At 68.0% G+C, this 18073-nt stretch carries 8 protein-coding genes; 7 read left to right on the forward strand and 1 reads right to left on the reverse strand.

The window, feature by feature from the left end:
* Window positions 1-207 precede the first annotated feature (207 nt).
* The 5 genes from rhlB (at window position 208) to ung (ending at window position 5215) form a co-directional block, all read left to right on the forward strand.
* Window positions 208-1920: an ATP-dependent RNA helicase RhlB gene (rhlB, locus tag ACTJI4_RS01485; RefSeq protein WP_440868321.1), complete on the forward strand. Its 1713-nt coding sequence runs from the start codon at window positions 208-210 to the stop codon at window positions 1918-1920.
* A gap of 84 nt (window positions 1921-2004) precedes the next feature.
* On the forward strand, window positions 2005-2691 hold the full coding sequence (ftsE, locus tag ACTJI4_RS01490; RefSeq protein WP_068854240.1) for a cell division ATP-binding protein FtsE: 687 nt from the start codon (window positions 2005-2007) through the stop codon (window positions 2689-2691).
* A complete protein-coding gene (gene ftsX, locus ACTJI4_RS01495) occupies window positions 2688-3638 on the forward strand; it encodes a permease-like cell division protein FtsX (RefSeq protein WP_440868322.1) in 951 nt (316 codons plus the stop codon). Before ftsE ends, ftsX begins: the two co-directional genes overlap by 4 nt.
* 12 nt (window positions 3639-3650) lie before the next feature.
* Window positions 3651-4493 carry a response regulator gene (locus ACTJI4_RS01500; protein ID WP_392922832.1) on the forward strand — a complete coding sequence of 281 codons (843 nt, stop codon included), beginning with the start codon at window positions 3651-3653 and terminating at the stop codon, window positions 4491-4493.
* The gene (gene ung / locus ACTJI4_RS01505) at window positions 4490-5215 is read left to right on the forward strand and encodes a uracil-DNA glycosylase (RefSeq protein WP_440868323.1); all 726 of its coding nucleotides are present in this window, start codon (window positions 4490-4492) and stop codon (window positions 5213-5215) included. Before ACTJI4_RS01500 ends, ung begins: the two co-directional genes overlap by 4 nt.
* 24 nt (window positions 5216-5239) lie before the next feature.
* Here the strand turns inward: ung and ACTJI4_RS01510 are convergent, their stop codons facing one another.
* A complete protein-coding gene (locus tag ACTJI4_RS01510; protein WP_440868324.1) occupies window positions 5240-5716 on the reverse strand; it encodes a helix-turn-helix domain-containing protein in 477 nt (158 codons plus the stop codon).
* A 530-nt stretch (window positions 5717-6246) separates the two neighbouring features.
* On the opposite strand from ACTJI4_RS01510, the gene ACTJI4_RS01515 reads away from it, so the two are divergent.
* Both ACTJI4_RS01515 and ACTJI4_RS01520 read left to right on the forward strand, forming a co-directional pair.
* Window positions 6247-8103 carry a hypothetical protein gene (locus ACTJI4_RS01515; RefSeq protein ID WP_440868325.1) on the forward strand — a complete coding sequence of 619 codons (1857 nt, stop codon included), beginning with the start codon at window positions 6247-6249 and terminating at the stop codon, window positions 8101-8103.
* Between the two features lie 104 nt (window positions 8104-8207).
* On the forward strand, window positions 8208-18071 hold the full coding sequence (locus ACTJI4_RS01520; RefSeq protein WP_440868326.1) for an Ig-like domain-containing protein: 9864 nt from the start codon (window positions 8208-8210) through the stop codon (window positions 18069-18071).
* Window positions 18072-18073 lie beyond the last annotated feature (2 nt).

Here is an 18073-nt window from a genome sequence, read left to right on the forward strand (position 1 = left end):
CGTTCGGGGGGGTCCGTTGCACGGGGGTGTGCGACGGCCTCCCCCGGTTTGCCGACCGCTTTGCGCTAAACTGGCCCACTGTGCGGCGCCCCGGGACCGGTTCGGTCCGGCCTCCGCCTTCCCAGGCGCAGGGCCCAATGGCGACGGTGCCCCCCAAGATTGCAAGCCTCCCGCATCTCTGCCGGCTGGCCTTACCAAGACGGACTCATGAGCGACAAACCGCTGACCGATTTGACCTTCTCTTCCTTCGAGCTGCATCCGGCCCTGCAGGCTGGCCTTGAAGGCGCTGGTTTCACCCGCTGCACCCCGATCCAGGCGCTGACCCTGCCGGTGGCACTTCCCGGCGGCGACGTCGCCGGCCAGGCCCAGACCGGTACCGGCAAGACGCTGGCGTTCCTGGTCGCGGTGGTGAACCGCCTGCTGACCCGTCCGGCGCTGGCCGACCGCAAGCCGGAAGACCCGCGCGCGCTGATCCTGGCGCCCACCCGCGAGCTGGCCATCCAGATCCACAAGGATGCGGTCAAGTTCGGGTCAGACCTGGGCCTGCGCTTCGCGCTGGTGTACGGCGGCGTTGATTACGACAAGCAGCGCGAAATCCTGCAGCAGGGCGTGGACGTGATCATCGCCACCCCCGGCCGCCTGATCGATTACGTCAAGCAGCACAAGGTGGTGTCGTTGCACGCCTGCGAAATCTGCGTGCTCGATGAAGCCGACCGCATGTTCGACCTGGGCTTCATCAAGGACATCCGCTTCCTGCTGCGCCGCATGCCCGAGCGCACCACGCGGCAGACCCTGCTGTTCAGCGCCACGCTCAGCCACCGCGTGCTGGAGCTGGCCTACGAGCACATGAACGAACCGCAGAAGCTGGTGGTGGAAAGCGAGTCGATCACCGCCGCGCGCGTGCGCCAGCGTATCTACTTCCCGGCCGACGAAGAGAAGATCCCGCTGCTGCTGGGCCTGCTCTCGCGCAGCGAAGGTGCGCGCACCATGGTGTTCGTCAACACCAAGGTGTTCGTGGAGCGCGTGGCGCGCTCGCTGGAGAAGGCCGGCTACCGGGTCGGCGTGCTGTCCGGCGATGTGCCGCAGAAGAAGCGCGAGAGCCTGCTCAACCGCTTCCAGAAGGGTCAGCTGGAAATCCTGGTGGCCACGGACGTGGCCGCGCGCGGACTGCACATCGACGGCATCAAGTACGTCTACAACTACGACCTGCCGTTTGACGCCGAAGATTACGTGCACCGCATCGGCCGCACCGCCCGTCTGGGCGAGGAAGGCGATGCGATCAGCTTCGCCTGCGAACGCTATGCAATGGGCCTGCCGGATATCGAGGCCTACATCGAGCAGAAGATCCCGGTGGAAGCGGTCACCAGCGAAATCCTGACTGCGCTGCCGCGACCCGAACGCGCGCCTGCGCCGGCGGGCGAGGAAGGCGACGAGAACGAAAGCGTTGGCCAGATCTTCCGCGAAGCGCGCGAAGCACGCGCTGCGGAAGAAGAGCGTCGCGGCGGCGGTCGTTCGTCCAGCGGCAGCCGCTCCGGCGGTGGTCGTGGCGAGCGCAGTGGTGAGCGTAGCGGCGAACGCCGTCCGCGTGGCCCGCGCAAGCCGCGCGTGGAAGGCGAACAGCCCGCGGTGGCCGTGGAAGGCACCGCGCCGGTGGAGGCTGCATTGGCCCCGCAGGCAGCGCGTCCGCCGCGCGCCGAACGTGCGCCGGAAGGTGCGGCCGAGGGTGAGCGCGCACCGCGCAAGCGCCGTCGCCGTCGCCACGGTCGTCCGGTGGAGGGTGCTGAAGGTGCAGCGCAGCCGGTCACGCCGGTGCAGGTCGCTGCCAAGCCGATGCGCACCGCCGCGCCGGCCGCCGACCCGGGCGCAGGCTTCCTGACCCGCATCGGCCGCAAGATCCGCCGGATGCTGTCGGGCGGTTGATCTCCGATCAACGGTAGCGCCCGGCCGGTGGCCGGGCGACACGCCATTCCCACGCCGCCATCCTCCTCCTGCATAATCGGAGGAATGAGCGTCCTGCGTTTTGACAATGTCAGCAAACACTATGCGGGCGGCCACCAGGCTCTGGTGGACGTCAGCTTCGATGTCGCACCCGGCGAAATGCTGTTCGTCACCGGGCATTCCGGCGCGGGCAAGAGCACCCTGCTGAAGTTGATCCACCTCGACGAACGGCCCAGCCGTGGCGCGGTGGTGTTCGACGAGCGCAACCTGCTCAAGGTGCGCGGTGGCGATATCCCGCATCATCGCCGCGCGGTCGGTGCGGTCTATCAGGACCATCGCCTGCTGATGGACCGCAGCATTGCCGAAAACGTGGCCCTGCCGCTGATCCTGCGTGGGACCCGGCGGGGTGACATCGGCAAGCGCGTGCGTTCGGTTCTCGAACGCATGGGTCTGGGCCATCGCGAAAAGGCGCTGCCGTCGCAGCTGTCGGCCGGCGAGCAGCAGCGCGTGGGCATCGCGCGCGCGATCGTCGGCGAGCCCAAGCTGCTGGTGGCCGACGAACCCACCGGCAACCTCGATCCGACCCTGGCCGCTGAAATCATGGCACTGTTCGCCGAACTGCCCGAGCGGGGCACCAGCGTGCTGGTGGTCAGCCATGACCTGGCGCTGCTGCGCGCCATGCGCAAGCGCGTGCTGATTCTCGACCACGGCAAGCTGATCGACGACATCTCGCCGCAGGACCTGGCCGAATGAGTACCGCCACCAACAAGGAAGCCGCTGCACCGTCGCGCCTGGGCGTGTGGCTGCACCACCACGGCCACAGCGTGGTGTTCAGCCTGGGCCGCGCCTGGCGCAAGCCGTGGGCCACCCTGCTCACCGTGATGGTGATGGCGCTCGCCCTGGCCCTGCCACTGGGCCTTTCGATCGCGCTGGACAACCTCAAACATTTCGCCGGCAGCGTGCAGCAGTCGCGCGACATCAACCTGTTCCTGAAGACCGATGTCGACGCCGCCGCCGCCAGACAGGTCGCCGATACGCTGCGCGGTCGCGCGGATGTGGCCGGGGTGACCCTGCGCTCGCCCGATGAGGGCCTGGCCGAACTGCGCGACAGCGCCGGGCTGGGTGAAGCGATCGATGCGCTGCACGACAACCCGTTGCCGTCGCTGCTGATCATCACCCCGACCAACGGCACCGACGACGCCCGCCTGGCGCAGTCGCTGGAGGGCCTGCCGCAGGCCGACCTGGTCCAGCACGATGCGTTGTGGCGCAAGCGCCTGGATGCCTGGCTCGGCTTCGGCACGCGCCTGGTACAGGTGCTGTCGGTACTGCTGGGCCTGGGCGCGGCGCTGGTGGTCGGCAACACGGTGCGGCTGGACATCCAGGCGCGCCGTGATGAAATCGGCGTGCTGCAGCTGCTGGGCGCCAGCGACGGTTTCATCCGCCGCCCGTTCCTGTACCTGGGTGCGTGGTACGGGCTGGGCGCCAGCGCGCTGGCCCTGGCGCTGGTGGGTGGGGCCGGGCTTGCCCTGCGCCCACCGCTGGCCGCGCTGTCGCAAAGCTATGCCAGCCCGTTCGTGCTGCATGGGCTGGACCTGTTGCATTCTTCGCTCGTGCTGGTCGGCACTGTTGTGCTGGGCTGGCTGGGCGCGTGGCTGGTGACCGGACATTTCCTGCGCCAGACCCGTCCGACCGAAACCTGAGGCCTGCCCCGCATGCGTCCGCAAGTACTGAAGCACCTGGTCGACGACGCGCCGCGCGTCATGGTGGTCGATGGCTCCAAGCTGGTCCGAAAGCTCATCGCCGACGTGCTGCAGCGCGAGTTGCCGGCAGTCGAGGTGGTGGGCTGCGCCTGTATCGAAGACGCCCGCATGGCGCTGGAAGCCGGCCCGGTCAACCTGGTCACCACCTCGCTGACGCTCAGCGATGGCGACGGCCTGGACCTGGCACGACTGGTGCGCGACACCGCCGGGCAGGCCTACGTGCCGGTGATCGTGGTGTCCGGCGATGCCCAGCAGCACCTTGAGCAGCGGCGTTTCACCGATTACGTCACTGACTATTTCGACAAGGCGCTGGGCCATGAAGCCCTCGCCACCTTCATCCGGGGCTATGTGCAGCCGGAAACCATTCCCGGCGCCACAATCCTCTATGTGGAAGACAGCCGCGTGGTCGCCGAAGCGACCAAACGCATGCTTGAGCGGCAAAGCTTGAACGTGCTGCACGTGATGACCGCAGAAGAGGCGTTCGCGCTGCTGACGGCCGAATCGCTGGGGCGCAGCAGCCACCGCATCGACCTTGTGCTTACCGACGTCACCCTGAAGGGCGAGCTGAGCGGTCTGGATGTGGTCGAGCGCGTGCGCGTGGACTTCGGCTACGGCAAGCGGCGGCTGCCCGTGCTGGTGATGACCGGTGACGGCAACCCGCTCAACCAGTCCGGCCTGCTGCAGGCGGGTGCCAACGACCTGGTGCAGAAGCCGATCGAAGAGCGGCTGCTGGTCACCAAGGTGTTGTTCCAGCTGCGCCTGTCACGGCTCAACGACAAACCGCTGGTGCGATGAACGACGTACCACCCTCGACCATCCAGCTTGAACCGAGCTGGAAGGCGCGTATTGGCGATTACCTGCTGCGCCCGGAGATGCGCGAGCTGGCGGCCTTCCTGCGCCAGCGCAAGGCGGCAGGCGCGCACGTGTTTCCGCCGAGTCCGCAGATCTTTGCCGCGTTCGATGCGACTCCGTTCGATCAGGTCAAGGTGGTCATCCTCGGCCAGGATCCGTACCACGGCGCGGGCCAGGCCCATGGCCTGAGTTTTTCGGTGATGCCTGGCGTGCCAGTGCCGCCATCGCTGTTGAACATGTACAAGGAACTGGAGGCCGACCTCGGCCTGCCACGCCCCGACCATGGCTGCCTGCTGCCGTGGGCGCACCGCGGCGTGCTGCTGCTCAACGCGGTGCTGACCGTGGAAGAGGGGCAGCCCGGTTCGCACCAGAAGCGTGGCTGGGAAGGATTCACCGACCACGTGGTGGAAACGCTCAACCGCGAGCGCGAAGGCCTGGTATTCCTGCTGTGGGGCAGCTATGCCCAGCAGAAAGGCAAGGTGATCGATACCAGCCGCCATCGCGTGTTCAAGGCACCGCATCCGTCGCCGTTGTCGGCGCATCGCGGTTTCCTGGGGTGCCGACACTTCTCGTCGGCCAACCAGTATCTGGAGCGGCGCGGCCTGGGTCGCATCGACTGGTCGTTGCCTGCGCGCTCCGCGCTCCAGGTGATGCGTGACGACTAACAGTCGTCACCTACCCGTCGTTGCCTAAACCCCCAGCATCTCGATGATGGACTGCGCCACCTGCCGCTTGCGCGCCGGCAGGCGCCGGAACAACGACAGCAGGTTGCCCTCCAGTTCGTTGCGCGCGTAGTCGGCGGTGGGCGCCGCTGCGCTCAACTCGCCGCCATCGGCTTTGCCGCAGCCGCGGCCGGTGGCCAGCCACTCGAACCGCACCTGCGTCACCACCGCAATCCGCGCCAGGTGCTCCACGCTTGGATGCGTGCCACCCCGCCGTTCCCACTGCGCTACGGCACTTCTTTTCACGCCGGTTTCATTCGCGAGTTGCGACTGCGACAGCCCTGCACTGGTCCGCGCACCACGGATCCGGTCCGACATCGTGAGCATGGCAATCCCCTTCCCATTCCTTGAGTGGTGGCGGGTTATCGATACTAACGAGACAGCAATTCTTTCAACATAATGTACAGAATCGCTATCCGTCATTGCCGCTGAAGGGTTACCCATCCGTAAACCCCGCAGCGATAGTCAAACTTCCCTCAGTAAATCTACTGGCCGATTTGACGATTGTCATCCGTCCACGTAGTTAATCCTCCATGTCGGCCAGTTGCTGCGCCGGACAAATCTGAACATCGGAACAGGCCGTAAGGTCCCGCATGGTAGGTATTTTCCTACGCGTGATGGAGCGCTGCGGCCACGAAACCGGGGGATGGCCGATGGATAATGTCAAAGGCGTGAATGGGGCGTTAGCGCGGTTCAGGATTGTCAGTATCTCCGCATTAATTGTGATCGGCCTCGCATTAAGCAGCCTATTTAGTGTCGCAAATGCACAGGATGCGTGTACGGCGAATGGCGCCTGCGTATCTGCGGGGCCCCGGCTTGCGCAGATAGACAGCACGCAGAGCCCGGTCCTGAATCTGCTGTTCACGACGCTTCTGCCCGGAACGAACATCAACATCACTGCCCTGGACTGGAACAACATCGCCGGCGCGGATGTGAATCTGAATGCGTTACTGACACGCCTCAACGGCGGCGTCGTGGTCAGCGATCCCAGCCAGGTGCTCAACGCCAACATCACCCTGGGTCAGCTGCAGGCGGCGCTGGTGTCGGTGCTGCAGGCCGACGGCAACACGCTGGCGGCCAACGCGCTCAACCTGCTCACGCCGTCGCTGAGCGGCCTCACCGGCAACATCCGCCTGGCCGACCTGATCCAGGTGAGCCTCCCGCCCGGTTCGCTGGCCAACGTCAATCTGGACGTGCTGGATCTGATCACCGGCGGGGTGCAGCTGTACAACTTCCGCAATGTTCTGACCACGCCCACGCCGGTTACCCTCACCACCGCGCAGCTGGCCCCGCTCGGCCTGGGTGGCCTGGCCAACGTGCGCGTCTGGGCGCAGGTAGTGGAGCCGCCGGTGTACAACTGCGGGCCGGTCGGCACCGGCTTCCACAGCGCGGCAATCCGCCTCAAATTCGATTTCGACGTCGTCCAGGGGCTGGACGTCGCGCCGCTGGTGTCGGCGCTCAACGGGCTCAACGTAGGCGGCCTGGTGTCGCTGGCTGGCACCAGCATCACCGCCTCGCTGCTGCACCTTTCGGTGTATGCCGACATCGCCCGTGCCGAGGGGACCATCAATGCGGTCAACCTGGCCAGCAACGCGGTGACCCTGCAGGCGCGACCGGGCCTGGTCAATCTGTACATCGGCACGATCAGCGATGCGGTGTTCTTCAACCGTACCGCCGTGCTCACCCCGGCCAGCGTCACCCCGATCAATGCCACCTCGCTGGCAGTCACGGTGGGCGTCAACCTGCTCAGCGGCCTGAAGGTCGCCGACGTCGATGTACCGCTGACAGTGTCGGTGCGTGCGGTGGCCACCGGGACCCCCTCAACACAGTCGGTGGTGTTCAATGGCCCCTATCCGCAGACGCGTACGCTGACCAGCGGCACGGTCACGGCCACGTCGCTGGTCACTTCGCTGGTCAATTCACTGGAGCTGCAGATCACCAGCGGTACGCCCGTGGTCCGGCTGGTCAACAACCTGATCACGCTGCCCGTGCCGGTGAACAGCATCGTCAATGCGCTGGTGACCGCCCTGCAGCAGCCACTGAGAGGGGTGGTGAACGCGGTTGTCGCGCCCGTGCTGGCCGCAGTGCTGGGCGGGGTGGTCGACAACCTGCTGGGCCTGCTCGGCATCCGCATCGGCCAGGCGGTGTTCACGGTAGAGAGCATTTCGCAGAGTTGCGCGGCTACCGTGCAGCTGGTCAAAACGCTGGCGCCTACGACCGACACCGGGCTGTTCAACCTCAGTGTCGCGCAGGGCGCCACGATACTGGCCAGCGTAGCCAATGTCGGCAACAACGGCGCCACCACGGCGGTCGTCACTACCCCGGGTACGGTCTACACCCTGGCTGAAACCGCGGGTACGGCCACCGTGCTGGCGCGCTATGCCAGCACCTGGGAGTGCAAGGATCAGGCCGGCACCACGCTGACCAGCGGCACCGGGCAGAACTTCACCTTCACATCGCCTGCGTTGTCCGCCCAGCCCCTCAACGTGGTCTGCCGCATCACCAATCGAACGCGCCAGGCAGATCTGTCGATCACCAAGTCCGATGGCAGCGGCACCTATACCCCGGGCGGCACGGCCAGCTACGTCATCACCGTCAGCAATGCCGGGCCGGATCCGGTCACTGCCGCGCAGGTGACCGATACGTTGCCGGCGGGCGCCACGCTGAGTGCGCCGTGGAGCTGCGCTGCCTCGGCAGGCAGCGCCTGCAGTGCCGCCAGTGGCGGTGCGGCCGGCGGCAACAGCGTCAGCCTCGGGGTCGATCTGATCAACGGCGGGCAGGCCACGATCACCGTGCCGGTCAGCTTCAGCGCGGATCCCGCCGCGTACTAGTCGTACCCACCCGGAGTGCCACCGCGGTGGTGGCGCTTCGACAGCAACGACGCAACACGTAGCGCGCGGGCAGGTCCCTGCGCGCTGCTTTCGAGGATCACTGCATGCCGACCGCCAGCGCCCGCCGCTTCCTTTCCCGGCCCACCGCCAGCCGCCTGCCCGCCCGCGCGCTGCCCCTGGCTGGCGTATTGCTGATGGCCCTGGCCACCGCCGGCGTGCATGCGCAGGCCTACCGCAACCCACTGGTGAACACCGCCACGGTTGCCGCACCGGCCGACATTTCCGATCCCACCCCGGGCAACAACAGCAGCAGTGACAGCAATACCCTGGCGGCCACCGCGCAACTCAGCATCGTCAAGACCATCACCTCGCCGGTGCCGGTTGCGGCCGGTGCGCCCGTGCAGTACCGCATCGAGGTACGTAATGGCGGACCGTCGCAGGCCGTGGGCGCACTCCTGACCGATTCGGTGCCGACCCAGCTCACCGGCGTGACCTGGACCTGCGCGCCGGTGTCGGCCGCCACCTCCTGTTCCGCGGCGTCGGGTACCGACAGCGTCAATGTCGGGGTCAACGTCGGCGTGGGCGAGGTGCTGGTGGTGCTGGTCACGGGTACCGCGCCTGTCGTCACCCCGGCCACCATCTCGGCCAACAGCGCCACCATCACACCGCCGCCAGGCACCACCGATCCCACCCCGGGCGACAACACCGCCACCACGCCCACGATCAGCGTGCAGGCGGCGGCAATCGTCGCCAACAACGACAACTACACCGCTACGCCGATTCCGCCCGGTGCCGGTGGCACCACACCGCGCGTGTTCGCCAATGACACGCTGCGCGGGGACGCGTTCGTGGATGCGGCGGTGGTCGCCACGCTGACCACTGCGCCGGCGGGCTATTCCATCAACGCCAATGGCACCATCAGCGTGCCCGCCACCGCGGCGTCGGGCCCGGTGACGCTGACGTACCAGATCTGCGAGGCGGCTTCGCCCAGCAACTGCGCCAGCGCCAATGTGCAGCTTGTGGTGGCCCCCAACGCCGTGGACGACAGCTACGCCGTGCAGGCGGGCGCGCAGCTGGTCGGCAACGTGCGCGACAACGACAACTACGTGGTCGACTCCACGTTCACCCAGACCGCCGCACCGACACAGGGCACCCTGCAGCTTCTGACGGACGGCAACTTCACCTATATGGCCAATGCCGGTGCCACCGGCACCGATACCTTCAGTTACCAGCTGTGCCTGCCCGCGCCCAACGGCGCCGTGTGCGACACCGCCACGGTTACGGTCAACCTCACCGCGAACGTGATCGACGCGGTCAACGATGATTTCAGCGCCGGGGCCATTCCGGCTGCGGCGGGCGGCATCACGCCCAGCGTGCTCACCAACGACACGTTCAATGGCGCTGCGGTTGATCCGGCCACCCTGACCACGACCCTGATCACCGCACCGGCGGGTTACACGATCAACGCGGGTGCGATCAGCGTGCCGGCGAACGCCGTGGCGGGTCCGGTCAGTCTGGCGTACCGCATCTGCGTCACCGCTGCGCCCACGTTGTGCGATACCGCCACGGTGCAGGTGGTGGTGGGCCCGAATGCGCTGGACGATGCCATCACCACGCCCGGCGCCGGGCAGCCGGTATCGGGCAGTGTGGCTGGCAACGACAACACCCCGGCCGGCTCCGCGTTCACCGCAGCGGGTGCGGCCGCGACCCAGGGTACCGTCGTCCTCAACGCGGATGGTTCCTTTACCTACACGCCCAATGCCGGGGCCAGTGGCACCGATACGTTCGGCTACTCGGTGTGCCTGCCGGCCCCCAATGGCGGCGTCTGCGATACCGCAGTCGTCACCGTGACCCTGGGCGCCAATGCGCTGCTGGCCAACGATGACCTGTTCCCGACTCCAGTCCCGGCCCTCACCGGCGGCAGTACCCCCAGCGTACTGGGCAACGACACCCTCAATGGCGTCGTGGTCACCCCGGGCACCGTCACCGCTACCCTGCAGGGTGCGGTGGCCGGTTTCAGCCTGGATCCCACCAGCGGTGTGATCACCGTAGCGGCCGGGGTTCCGGCCGGTGCCACCGCGCTGAGTTACCAGCTCTGCGAGAACGCGGCTCCTGCCAACTGCAGCACCGCCAACGTGCAGGTGCTGGTCAGCCCGGCGGCGCAGCCGGACAGCTTCAATGCGCAGTCCGGCCAGGCGTTCAGCGGCAATGTCGGCACCAACGATGCGCCGCCGCCCAACGCGGTATTCGCCGCGCTGAGCCAACCGACCCTGGGCACGCTGGTCTTCAACAGCGACGGCAGTTTCACTTACACATCGGCCGCCGGCAGCGCCGGCACCGATACGATCACCTACCAGGTGTGCCTGCCCGCGCCAAACAGCGGCGTGTGCGCGACCACCACGGCCGCGTTCGTCATCGCCGCCAACACCGTCGATGCGGTGGACGATACATTCACCACGCCTGCGATCTCGCCGGTCACCGGCGGCAGCACGCCGTCGGTACTGGGCAACGACCTGTACAACGCCGCGCCCGCCTCCGCTGCGCAGGTCACCCTGAGCCTGACCGGCACCACGCCGCCGGGTTACACCATCACCAGCGCCGGGGTGATCAACGTCCCGGCCGGTGCCGCCGCCGGTGCGGTGAGCATCAGCTACGAGCTGTGCGAAGCCGGTACCACCAGCAACTGCGATACCGCAGCAGTCGCGCTGCTGATCGCTCCCGCGGCTGCCGACGACAGCTACACCACGTCGGCCGGCCAGCCGCTGGTGGGCGATGTCAGCATCAATGACAACGCGCCTGCCGGTGCGGCCTATACGGTGCTCACCCCACCGGCAGCCGGTACCTTCTCCCTGCAGCCCGACGGCAGCTTCAGCTACACGCCTGCCGGCGCAGGCGCCCAGACTCTGCAGTACCAGGTCTGCCTGCCGGCACCCGATGCCGGAACCTGCGCCACCGGTACGGTGAGCATCAACGTCATCGCAAACACCCTCGATGCGGTGGACGACAACTTCCGCACGCCGGTGTTCGCCCCCGGCGCCGGCGGCACCACCCCGAGCGTGCTCGGCAACGACACCTTCAACGGCGCCGCGGCGAACCCGTTGCAGGTCACCGTGAACCTGGTCGGCGCACCGGCCGGTTTCAGCATCGATGCGGGCGGCGTGATCACGGTGTCCGGGTTCGCACCCGCCGGCGCCGCCACGCTTGCCTATGAACTGTGCGAACTGGGCTCCACCAGCAACTGTGACACCGCGGCAGTACAGGTGCTGATCGCCCCGGATGCATTCGACGACACCGCCTCGGTCACCGGCACCCAGCCGGGCAGCTTCAACCTGGCCGCCAACGACAACGTGCCGGCCGGTGCGACGTTCACCATCGCGGTTGCGCCGACCAAGGGTACCGCCGTGCTGGCCGCCGATGGCAGCCTGCAGTACACGGCCACGGCGGGCCAGAGCGGGACCGACACGCTCAGCTACCAGGTGTGCCTGCCCGCGCCCGATGGCACCACCTGCGATACCGCGCAGGTGACCATCAGCATCGCCGCCGCCGCGCTGGTAGCGGTGAACGACGATTACAGCGCCAGTCCGATTCCGCCCAGTGGCGGCAGTACGCCCAGCGTGCTGCTCAACGACACCTTCAACGGCGCGCCCATCGTGCCCGGCACCACCCCGGTCATTGCATCGCTCACCACTCTCGTGACGGGCTACAGCATGGCTACCAACGGTGTGATCTCGGTCGCCGCCGGTACGCTGCCGGGCTCCGTGGCGCTGAACTACCAGGTCTGCGAAGCCGCGCTGCCCAGCAACTGCGCTACGGCCACCGCGGTAGTGGTGACGAGTCCCGACGCGGTCGATGACAGTTTGCCAGCCACCGCCGGCGCCACCACCGTACTCAACGTGCTGGCCAATGATGTCGCCCCGCTTGCCCCGGTGGTGAGCGTGACCGTGCAACCGACCAGCGGCACTGTCGCGGTCAATGGCGACGGCAGCATCAGCTACACCCCGACCGGTGCGTTTGTCGGCCCGGACACCTTCACTTACCAGCTGTGCCTGCCGGCACCACACGGCACCGTGTGCGATACCGCCACGGTGGCGCTTACGGTGACCGCCACCACGCTGGTTGCGGTGAATGACGATTTCACCGGCACCCCGATTGCGCCGGCCGCAGGCGGCAGCACCCCCAGCGTGCTGCTCAATGACACCTTCAACGGCGCAGCGATCGTGCCTGGCACCACGCCGGTCACCGCGACGCTGCTCAGCCCTGTGACGGGCTACACCATGGCCGCCACGGGCGTGGTCAGCGTGGCGCCGGGCACCACGCCCGCAGCGGTCACGTTGAGCTACCAGGTGTGCGAGACCGCCTTGCCGACCAACTGCGCCGCCGCCACGGCCGTGGTGGCGGTCGCTCCTGACGCGATCGATGACGCCCTGCCGGCCACGGCCGGCACCACCACCGTGCTCAACGTGCTGGCCAACGATGCGGCACCGCTGAATCCGGTGGTCACCATCGCGTCGGCGCCAGCCAACGGCACCGCCGTGGCCAATGGTGATGGCAGCATCAGCTACACCCCGACCGGCGCGTTCGTCGGCGCGGACAGCTTCACCTACCAGGTGTGCCTGCCCGCGCCGGGCGGCAGTGTCTGCGACACCGCTACCGTCAGCGTCAACGTCAGTGCGACCACGCTTACCGCCGTGGCCGATGACTTCACGTCAACGCCGATCGCGCCGGCCACCGGCGGCAGCACCACCAGCGTGCTGCTCAACGACACCTTCAGCGGTGCGCCGATCATTCCCGGTACCACCGCCGTGACAGCGTCGCTGTCCACGCCGGTCACCGGTTACAGCATGGATGCCAACGGGGTGATCACCGTGGCGCCGGGCACCCCCCCGGCTGCGGTCACCCTGAACTACCAGGTGTGCGAAACCGCAGTGCCCACCAACTGCGCCGGGGCCACGGCCGTGGTCGCCGTGAGCCCGGTCGCGGTGGACGATGTCCTGCCGGCCGCTGCGGGCAGCGCCACGGTGCTCGCCGTCACCGCCAACGACACCTTGCCGGCCAACCCGACCATCACCGTCGCGGTTGCGCCGACCAACGGCACCGCCGTGGTCAACGGCGATGGCACCATCACATACACGCCCGTCGCCGGCTTTACCGGTGCGGACAGCTTCACCTACCAGGTGTGCCTGCCGGCACCGGGCGCAGCGGTCTGCGATACCGCTTCGGTTGCGGTCACTGTCAGCGTCACCGGCCTGACCGCGGTCAACGACGACTTCACGGCAACGCCCATCGCGCCGGCCGCCGGTGGCAGCACCGCCAGCGTGCTGCTCAATGACACCTTCAACGGTGGGGCCATCGTGCCCGGCACTACGCCGGTCACCGCCACGCTGCTTACCACCGCCACCGGTTACACGATGGCGGCCGACGGTGTTGTCACCGTGGCGCCGGGTACCACGCCAGCAGCGATCACGCTGAACTACCAGGTATGCGAGAACGCGGCACCGACCAACTGCGCCAGCGCTGCGGTCCTGGTTGCCGTGCGCCCCGAGGCGGTGGCCGATGCGCTGCCGGCCACCGCCGGGACCACCACCGTGCTGAACGTCCTGGTCAACGATGCCGCACCGCTGAACCCGGTCGTCACCATTCCGACCGCGCCGACCAGCGGTACCGCGGTGGTCAACGGCGACGGCACCATCAGCTACACGCCCACTGCCGGTTTCACCGGTCCCGACAGCTTCACCTACCAGCTGTGCCTGCCCGCGCCGGGCGCCAGTGTCTGCGATACCGCGACGGTGAGCATCACCGTGAGTGCCACCACGCTGACCGCTGCGGCCGACGACTTCACCGCCACACCCATCGCGCCAGCCGCCGGTGGCAGCACCGCCAGCGTGCTGCTCAACGACACCTTCAATGGGGCACCGATCGTGCCCGGGACCACGGCGGTAAACGCCTCGCTGGTAACGCCGGTGACCGGCTACAGCATGGCGCCCAATGGCGTGGTCACGGTTGCCCCGGGCACCACGCCGGCGGCCACCACGCTCAGCTACCAGGTATGCGAAATCGCCGTTCCCACCAACTGCGCCCAATCCACTGCCGTGGTGGCGGTCAGCCCGGTGGTGGTGGATGACACCCTCAACGCCGCTGCCGGCACCACCACGGTGCTCAACGTCACCGTCAACGACACGCTGCCGACCAACCCCACCATCACCGTGTCGGTTGCACCGGCCAATGGCACCGCGACGGTGAACGGCGATGGCACCATCAGCTACACGCCCAACGCCGGTTTTACCGGTTCCGACAGCTTCACCTACCAGGCCTGCCTGCCGGCGCCCGCTGCCGGGGTCTGTGACACCGCCACCGTGACGCTCACGGTTGCCGCCACCTCGGTGACGGTGGTGAACGATGACTTCACCGGCACCCCGATCGCGCCGGCCGCCGGCGGCAGCACCGCCAGCGTGCTGCTCAACGACACCTTCAACAGCACGCCGATCGTGCCCGGCACCACGCCGGTGACGGCGTCGCTGATCAGCCCGGTCGCCGGCTACAGCATGGCGGCCAATGGCGTGGTCAGCGTCGCCGCGGGCACCACCCCGGCGGTGGTAACCCTCAGCTACCAGGCCTGCGAAAACGCGGTGCCCAGCAACTGCGCGCAGGGTACCGCCGTGGTTGCGGTCAGCCCGGTCGCGGCCGACGACACCTTGTCGGCTGCTGCGGGCACAACCACCGTGCTCAACGTCGCCGCCAATGACACGCTGCCGACCAACCCCACCATCACCGTGTCGGTTGCACCGGCCAACGGCACCGCCGTGGTCAATGGCGATGGCACCATCAGCTACACCCCGAGCGGACCCTTCACCGGCGCGGACAGCTTCACCTACCAGGTGTGCCTGCCGGCCCCCGGCGCGGGAGTGTGCGACACCGCCACCGTCAGCCTGACCGTGACGGCCAGTGCGCTGGTCGCAGTGGGCGATGACTTCAGCGCCACCCCGGTCGCGCCCTCCGGAGGCAGCACCACCAGCGTGCTGCTCAACGACACCTTCAACGGCGCACTGATCGTGCCGGGCACGACGCCGGTGACCGCGTCGCTGGTCAGCGCGGTGCCGGGCTACAGCATGGCCGCCAACGGGGTGGTGACGGTGGCACCGGGCACAGTGCCCGCCGCCACCACGCTCACCTACCAGGTCTGCGAGAACGCACAGCCGACCAACTGCGCGCAGGCCACGGCCGTGGTGGCGGTGCGTCCCGACGCGGCCGATGACACCCTGCCTGCCGGCAGCGGTACCACCGTGCTCAACGTGGCGGCCAACGACACCTTGCCGCCGGGTCCGGTGTTCACCGTGTCGGTGCCACCCACCAATGGCACCGCCGTGGTCAACGGCGACAACACCATCAGCTACACGCCCAATGCTGGGTTCACCGGCACCGACAGCTTCACCTATCAGGTGTGCCTGCCCGCGCCCAACCTCAACGTGTGCGATACCGCCACGGTCAGCGTGACGGTCACGGCGGCGCTGCTGGATGCCGTGGACGACACCGCCACCAACGTGCCGGCCACCGGCGCGCTGGGCCTGCTCAACGTGTTCGCCAACGACACCTTCAATGGCGCGGCGCTCGATCCGGCCACGGTGCTGCTGACCCCGAACAACACCACGGCGCTGACCATCCAGCCCAACGGCAGCCTGGACGTGGCAGCAGGCACGCCCGGCGCCACCTACACCACCACCTATCGCCTCTGCCTGGTGGCACAGCCGACGGTGTGCGATATCGGTACGGTGTCGGTCATCCTGGCCACCACGCCCGGCCTGCTGGACGCGGTGGATGACACGGTGGCCAACGTACCGGCTGCCGGTGCCAGTGGCGTGGCCAACGTGCTGGCCAACGACACCTACAACAGCGCCGCGCTCGACCCGGCCACGGTGGTGCTGACCCCGGTCAACACTGCTGCGCTGACCATCCAGGCCAATGGCAGTGTGGATGTGGCAGCCGGTACGCCCGGCACCACCTACACCACCACGTACCAGATCTGCCTGGTGGCACAGCCTGCCGTGTGCGATGTGGGCACCGTATCGGTCACCCTTGAAGCGGCCGGTGCGCTGGTCGCCGCCGACGACACCGTGCCTGGCGTCCCGCCGGGCGGGGCGACCGGCGTGACCAACGTGTTGACCAACGACACCTTGAACGGCGCACCGGTGGATCCGACTGCGGTGGTGCTGACCCCGACCAACACCGCCGCGCTGACCATCCAGCCCGACGGCAGTGTCGACGTCGCCGCCGGTGCCCCCGGCACGACCTACACCACCACCTACCAGATCTGCCTGGTGGCGCAGCCCACGGTGTGTGCGGTGGGTACGCTGTCGGTCACGCTGGCGGCAGCACCGAACAGCGTGCCGGTGGCCAACAACGACCAGGCCAGCACTCCGCAGGACATCCCGGTCGACGTGCCGGTACTGGCCAACGACCTGGCCAACGGCGCTCCGGTCGACCCGGATACGGTGGTGGTAACCATCACCGCTGCGCCGACCATGGGCACCGCGGTGGTGCTGCCAGGTGGCAGCGTGCGCTACACCCCGATGACCCACTACAGCGGCGCCGACAGCTTCACCTACACCGTCTGCAGCCAGGCCTCGCCGTCCACCTGCAGCAGCGCCACGGTCAGCGTGCAGACCGGCCTGAACGACGTGGATGTGGTGGATGAGAACATCACCGTGCTCAGCGGTACCACCACCACCGTACCGTTGCTGGACAACCTGACCACCAGCGGCGCGCGCATCAACCCCGCGTCGATGCGGCTGGGCCGTGCCGCCTCCAGCGGCCGGGCGACCTGCGGCAACGGCGAGTGCGTCTACACCGCCTTCGTGGGCTACAGCGGCCTGGACAACTTCAGCTACAACATCTGCGACACCTCGATGCCCACCCCGGTGTGCGTGGAGGGCTGGGTGAATGTGGTGGTTACCGCCGACGCGGTGGTCCTGCGCCTCACCAAGCAGGCCACCCAGCGCAGCGTGCAGGTAGGCGACGTGGTGCGCTATGTGGTGACCGTGGAGAACATGGGCGACTTCGATGCCCTGGGCGTGACCCTGCTCGACACCCTGCCGAGTGGCTTCACCTTCATTCCGGGTGGATTCGAAGCCCGCGATGCCGACAACGCCGCACGTGCCAGCGGCGTGGCACCGCTGCGGATCGATGGACTGGATATCCCGGCGGGTGGCTCGGCGACGCTGGTGTACTACCTGCGGGTAGGGGCGGGTGTCGGCTTGGGCGTGCACACCAACCGCATCACCGCAGCCGATGTGCTGGGTACCACCATCAGCAACGTGGCCTCGGCCGATGTGGAGGTTGTCGGCGATCCGCTGCTGGACGAAAGCCTGGTGGTCGGCAGCGTGTTCGACGACCGCAACGGCAACGGCGTGCAGGATGCCGGTGAGCGCGGAATACCCGGGGTGCGCGTGGTGTCGGTGGAAGGCCTGGTGATCGAAACCGACGCCTACGGCCGCTACCACCTGGTCGGCATCAACGGAGGCCAGGCGCGCGGGCGCAACTTCATCCTCAAGGTCGACCCCAGCACCTTGCCGGGTGAGGCGCGCTTCACCACCCGCAACCCCTTGGTGCGGCGGATCACCCCGGGGCTGCCGGTGCGCTTCGACTTCGGTGTCGCATTGCCGGAAGGACGCATGGGGGCAGGACCACCGCCATCGGTGCTCGAGGTCGGCGAAGGACTGTTCGTTCCCGGCCAGGCCACGCTCGGCCCGGCGGCTGAAGCGGTGCTGGCGCATGCCGCCCGCACGCTGCAGGCGCAGGGCGGTGGGCAGCTCAACGTGGCCGTGGGGCAGGCCACGCCCGAACTGGCCGCACGGCGTGCCGATGCGTTGCGGCAGGCATTGCTGCCACGCCTTCCGGCCGACGTTGCCGCCCGTGTGCAGGTCCAGGTGCAGCCTACTGCGCCGGCCCGCCCCGCCACCCGTGCGGATCGCTGAGG

The sequence above is a fragment of the Stenotrophomonas sp. 22385 genome, from assembly GCF_052045085.1.
Classification (GTDB): Bacteria; Pseudomonadota; Gammaproteobacteria; order Xanthomonadales; family Xanthomonadaceae; genus Stenotrophomonas.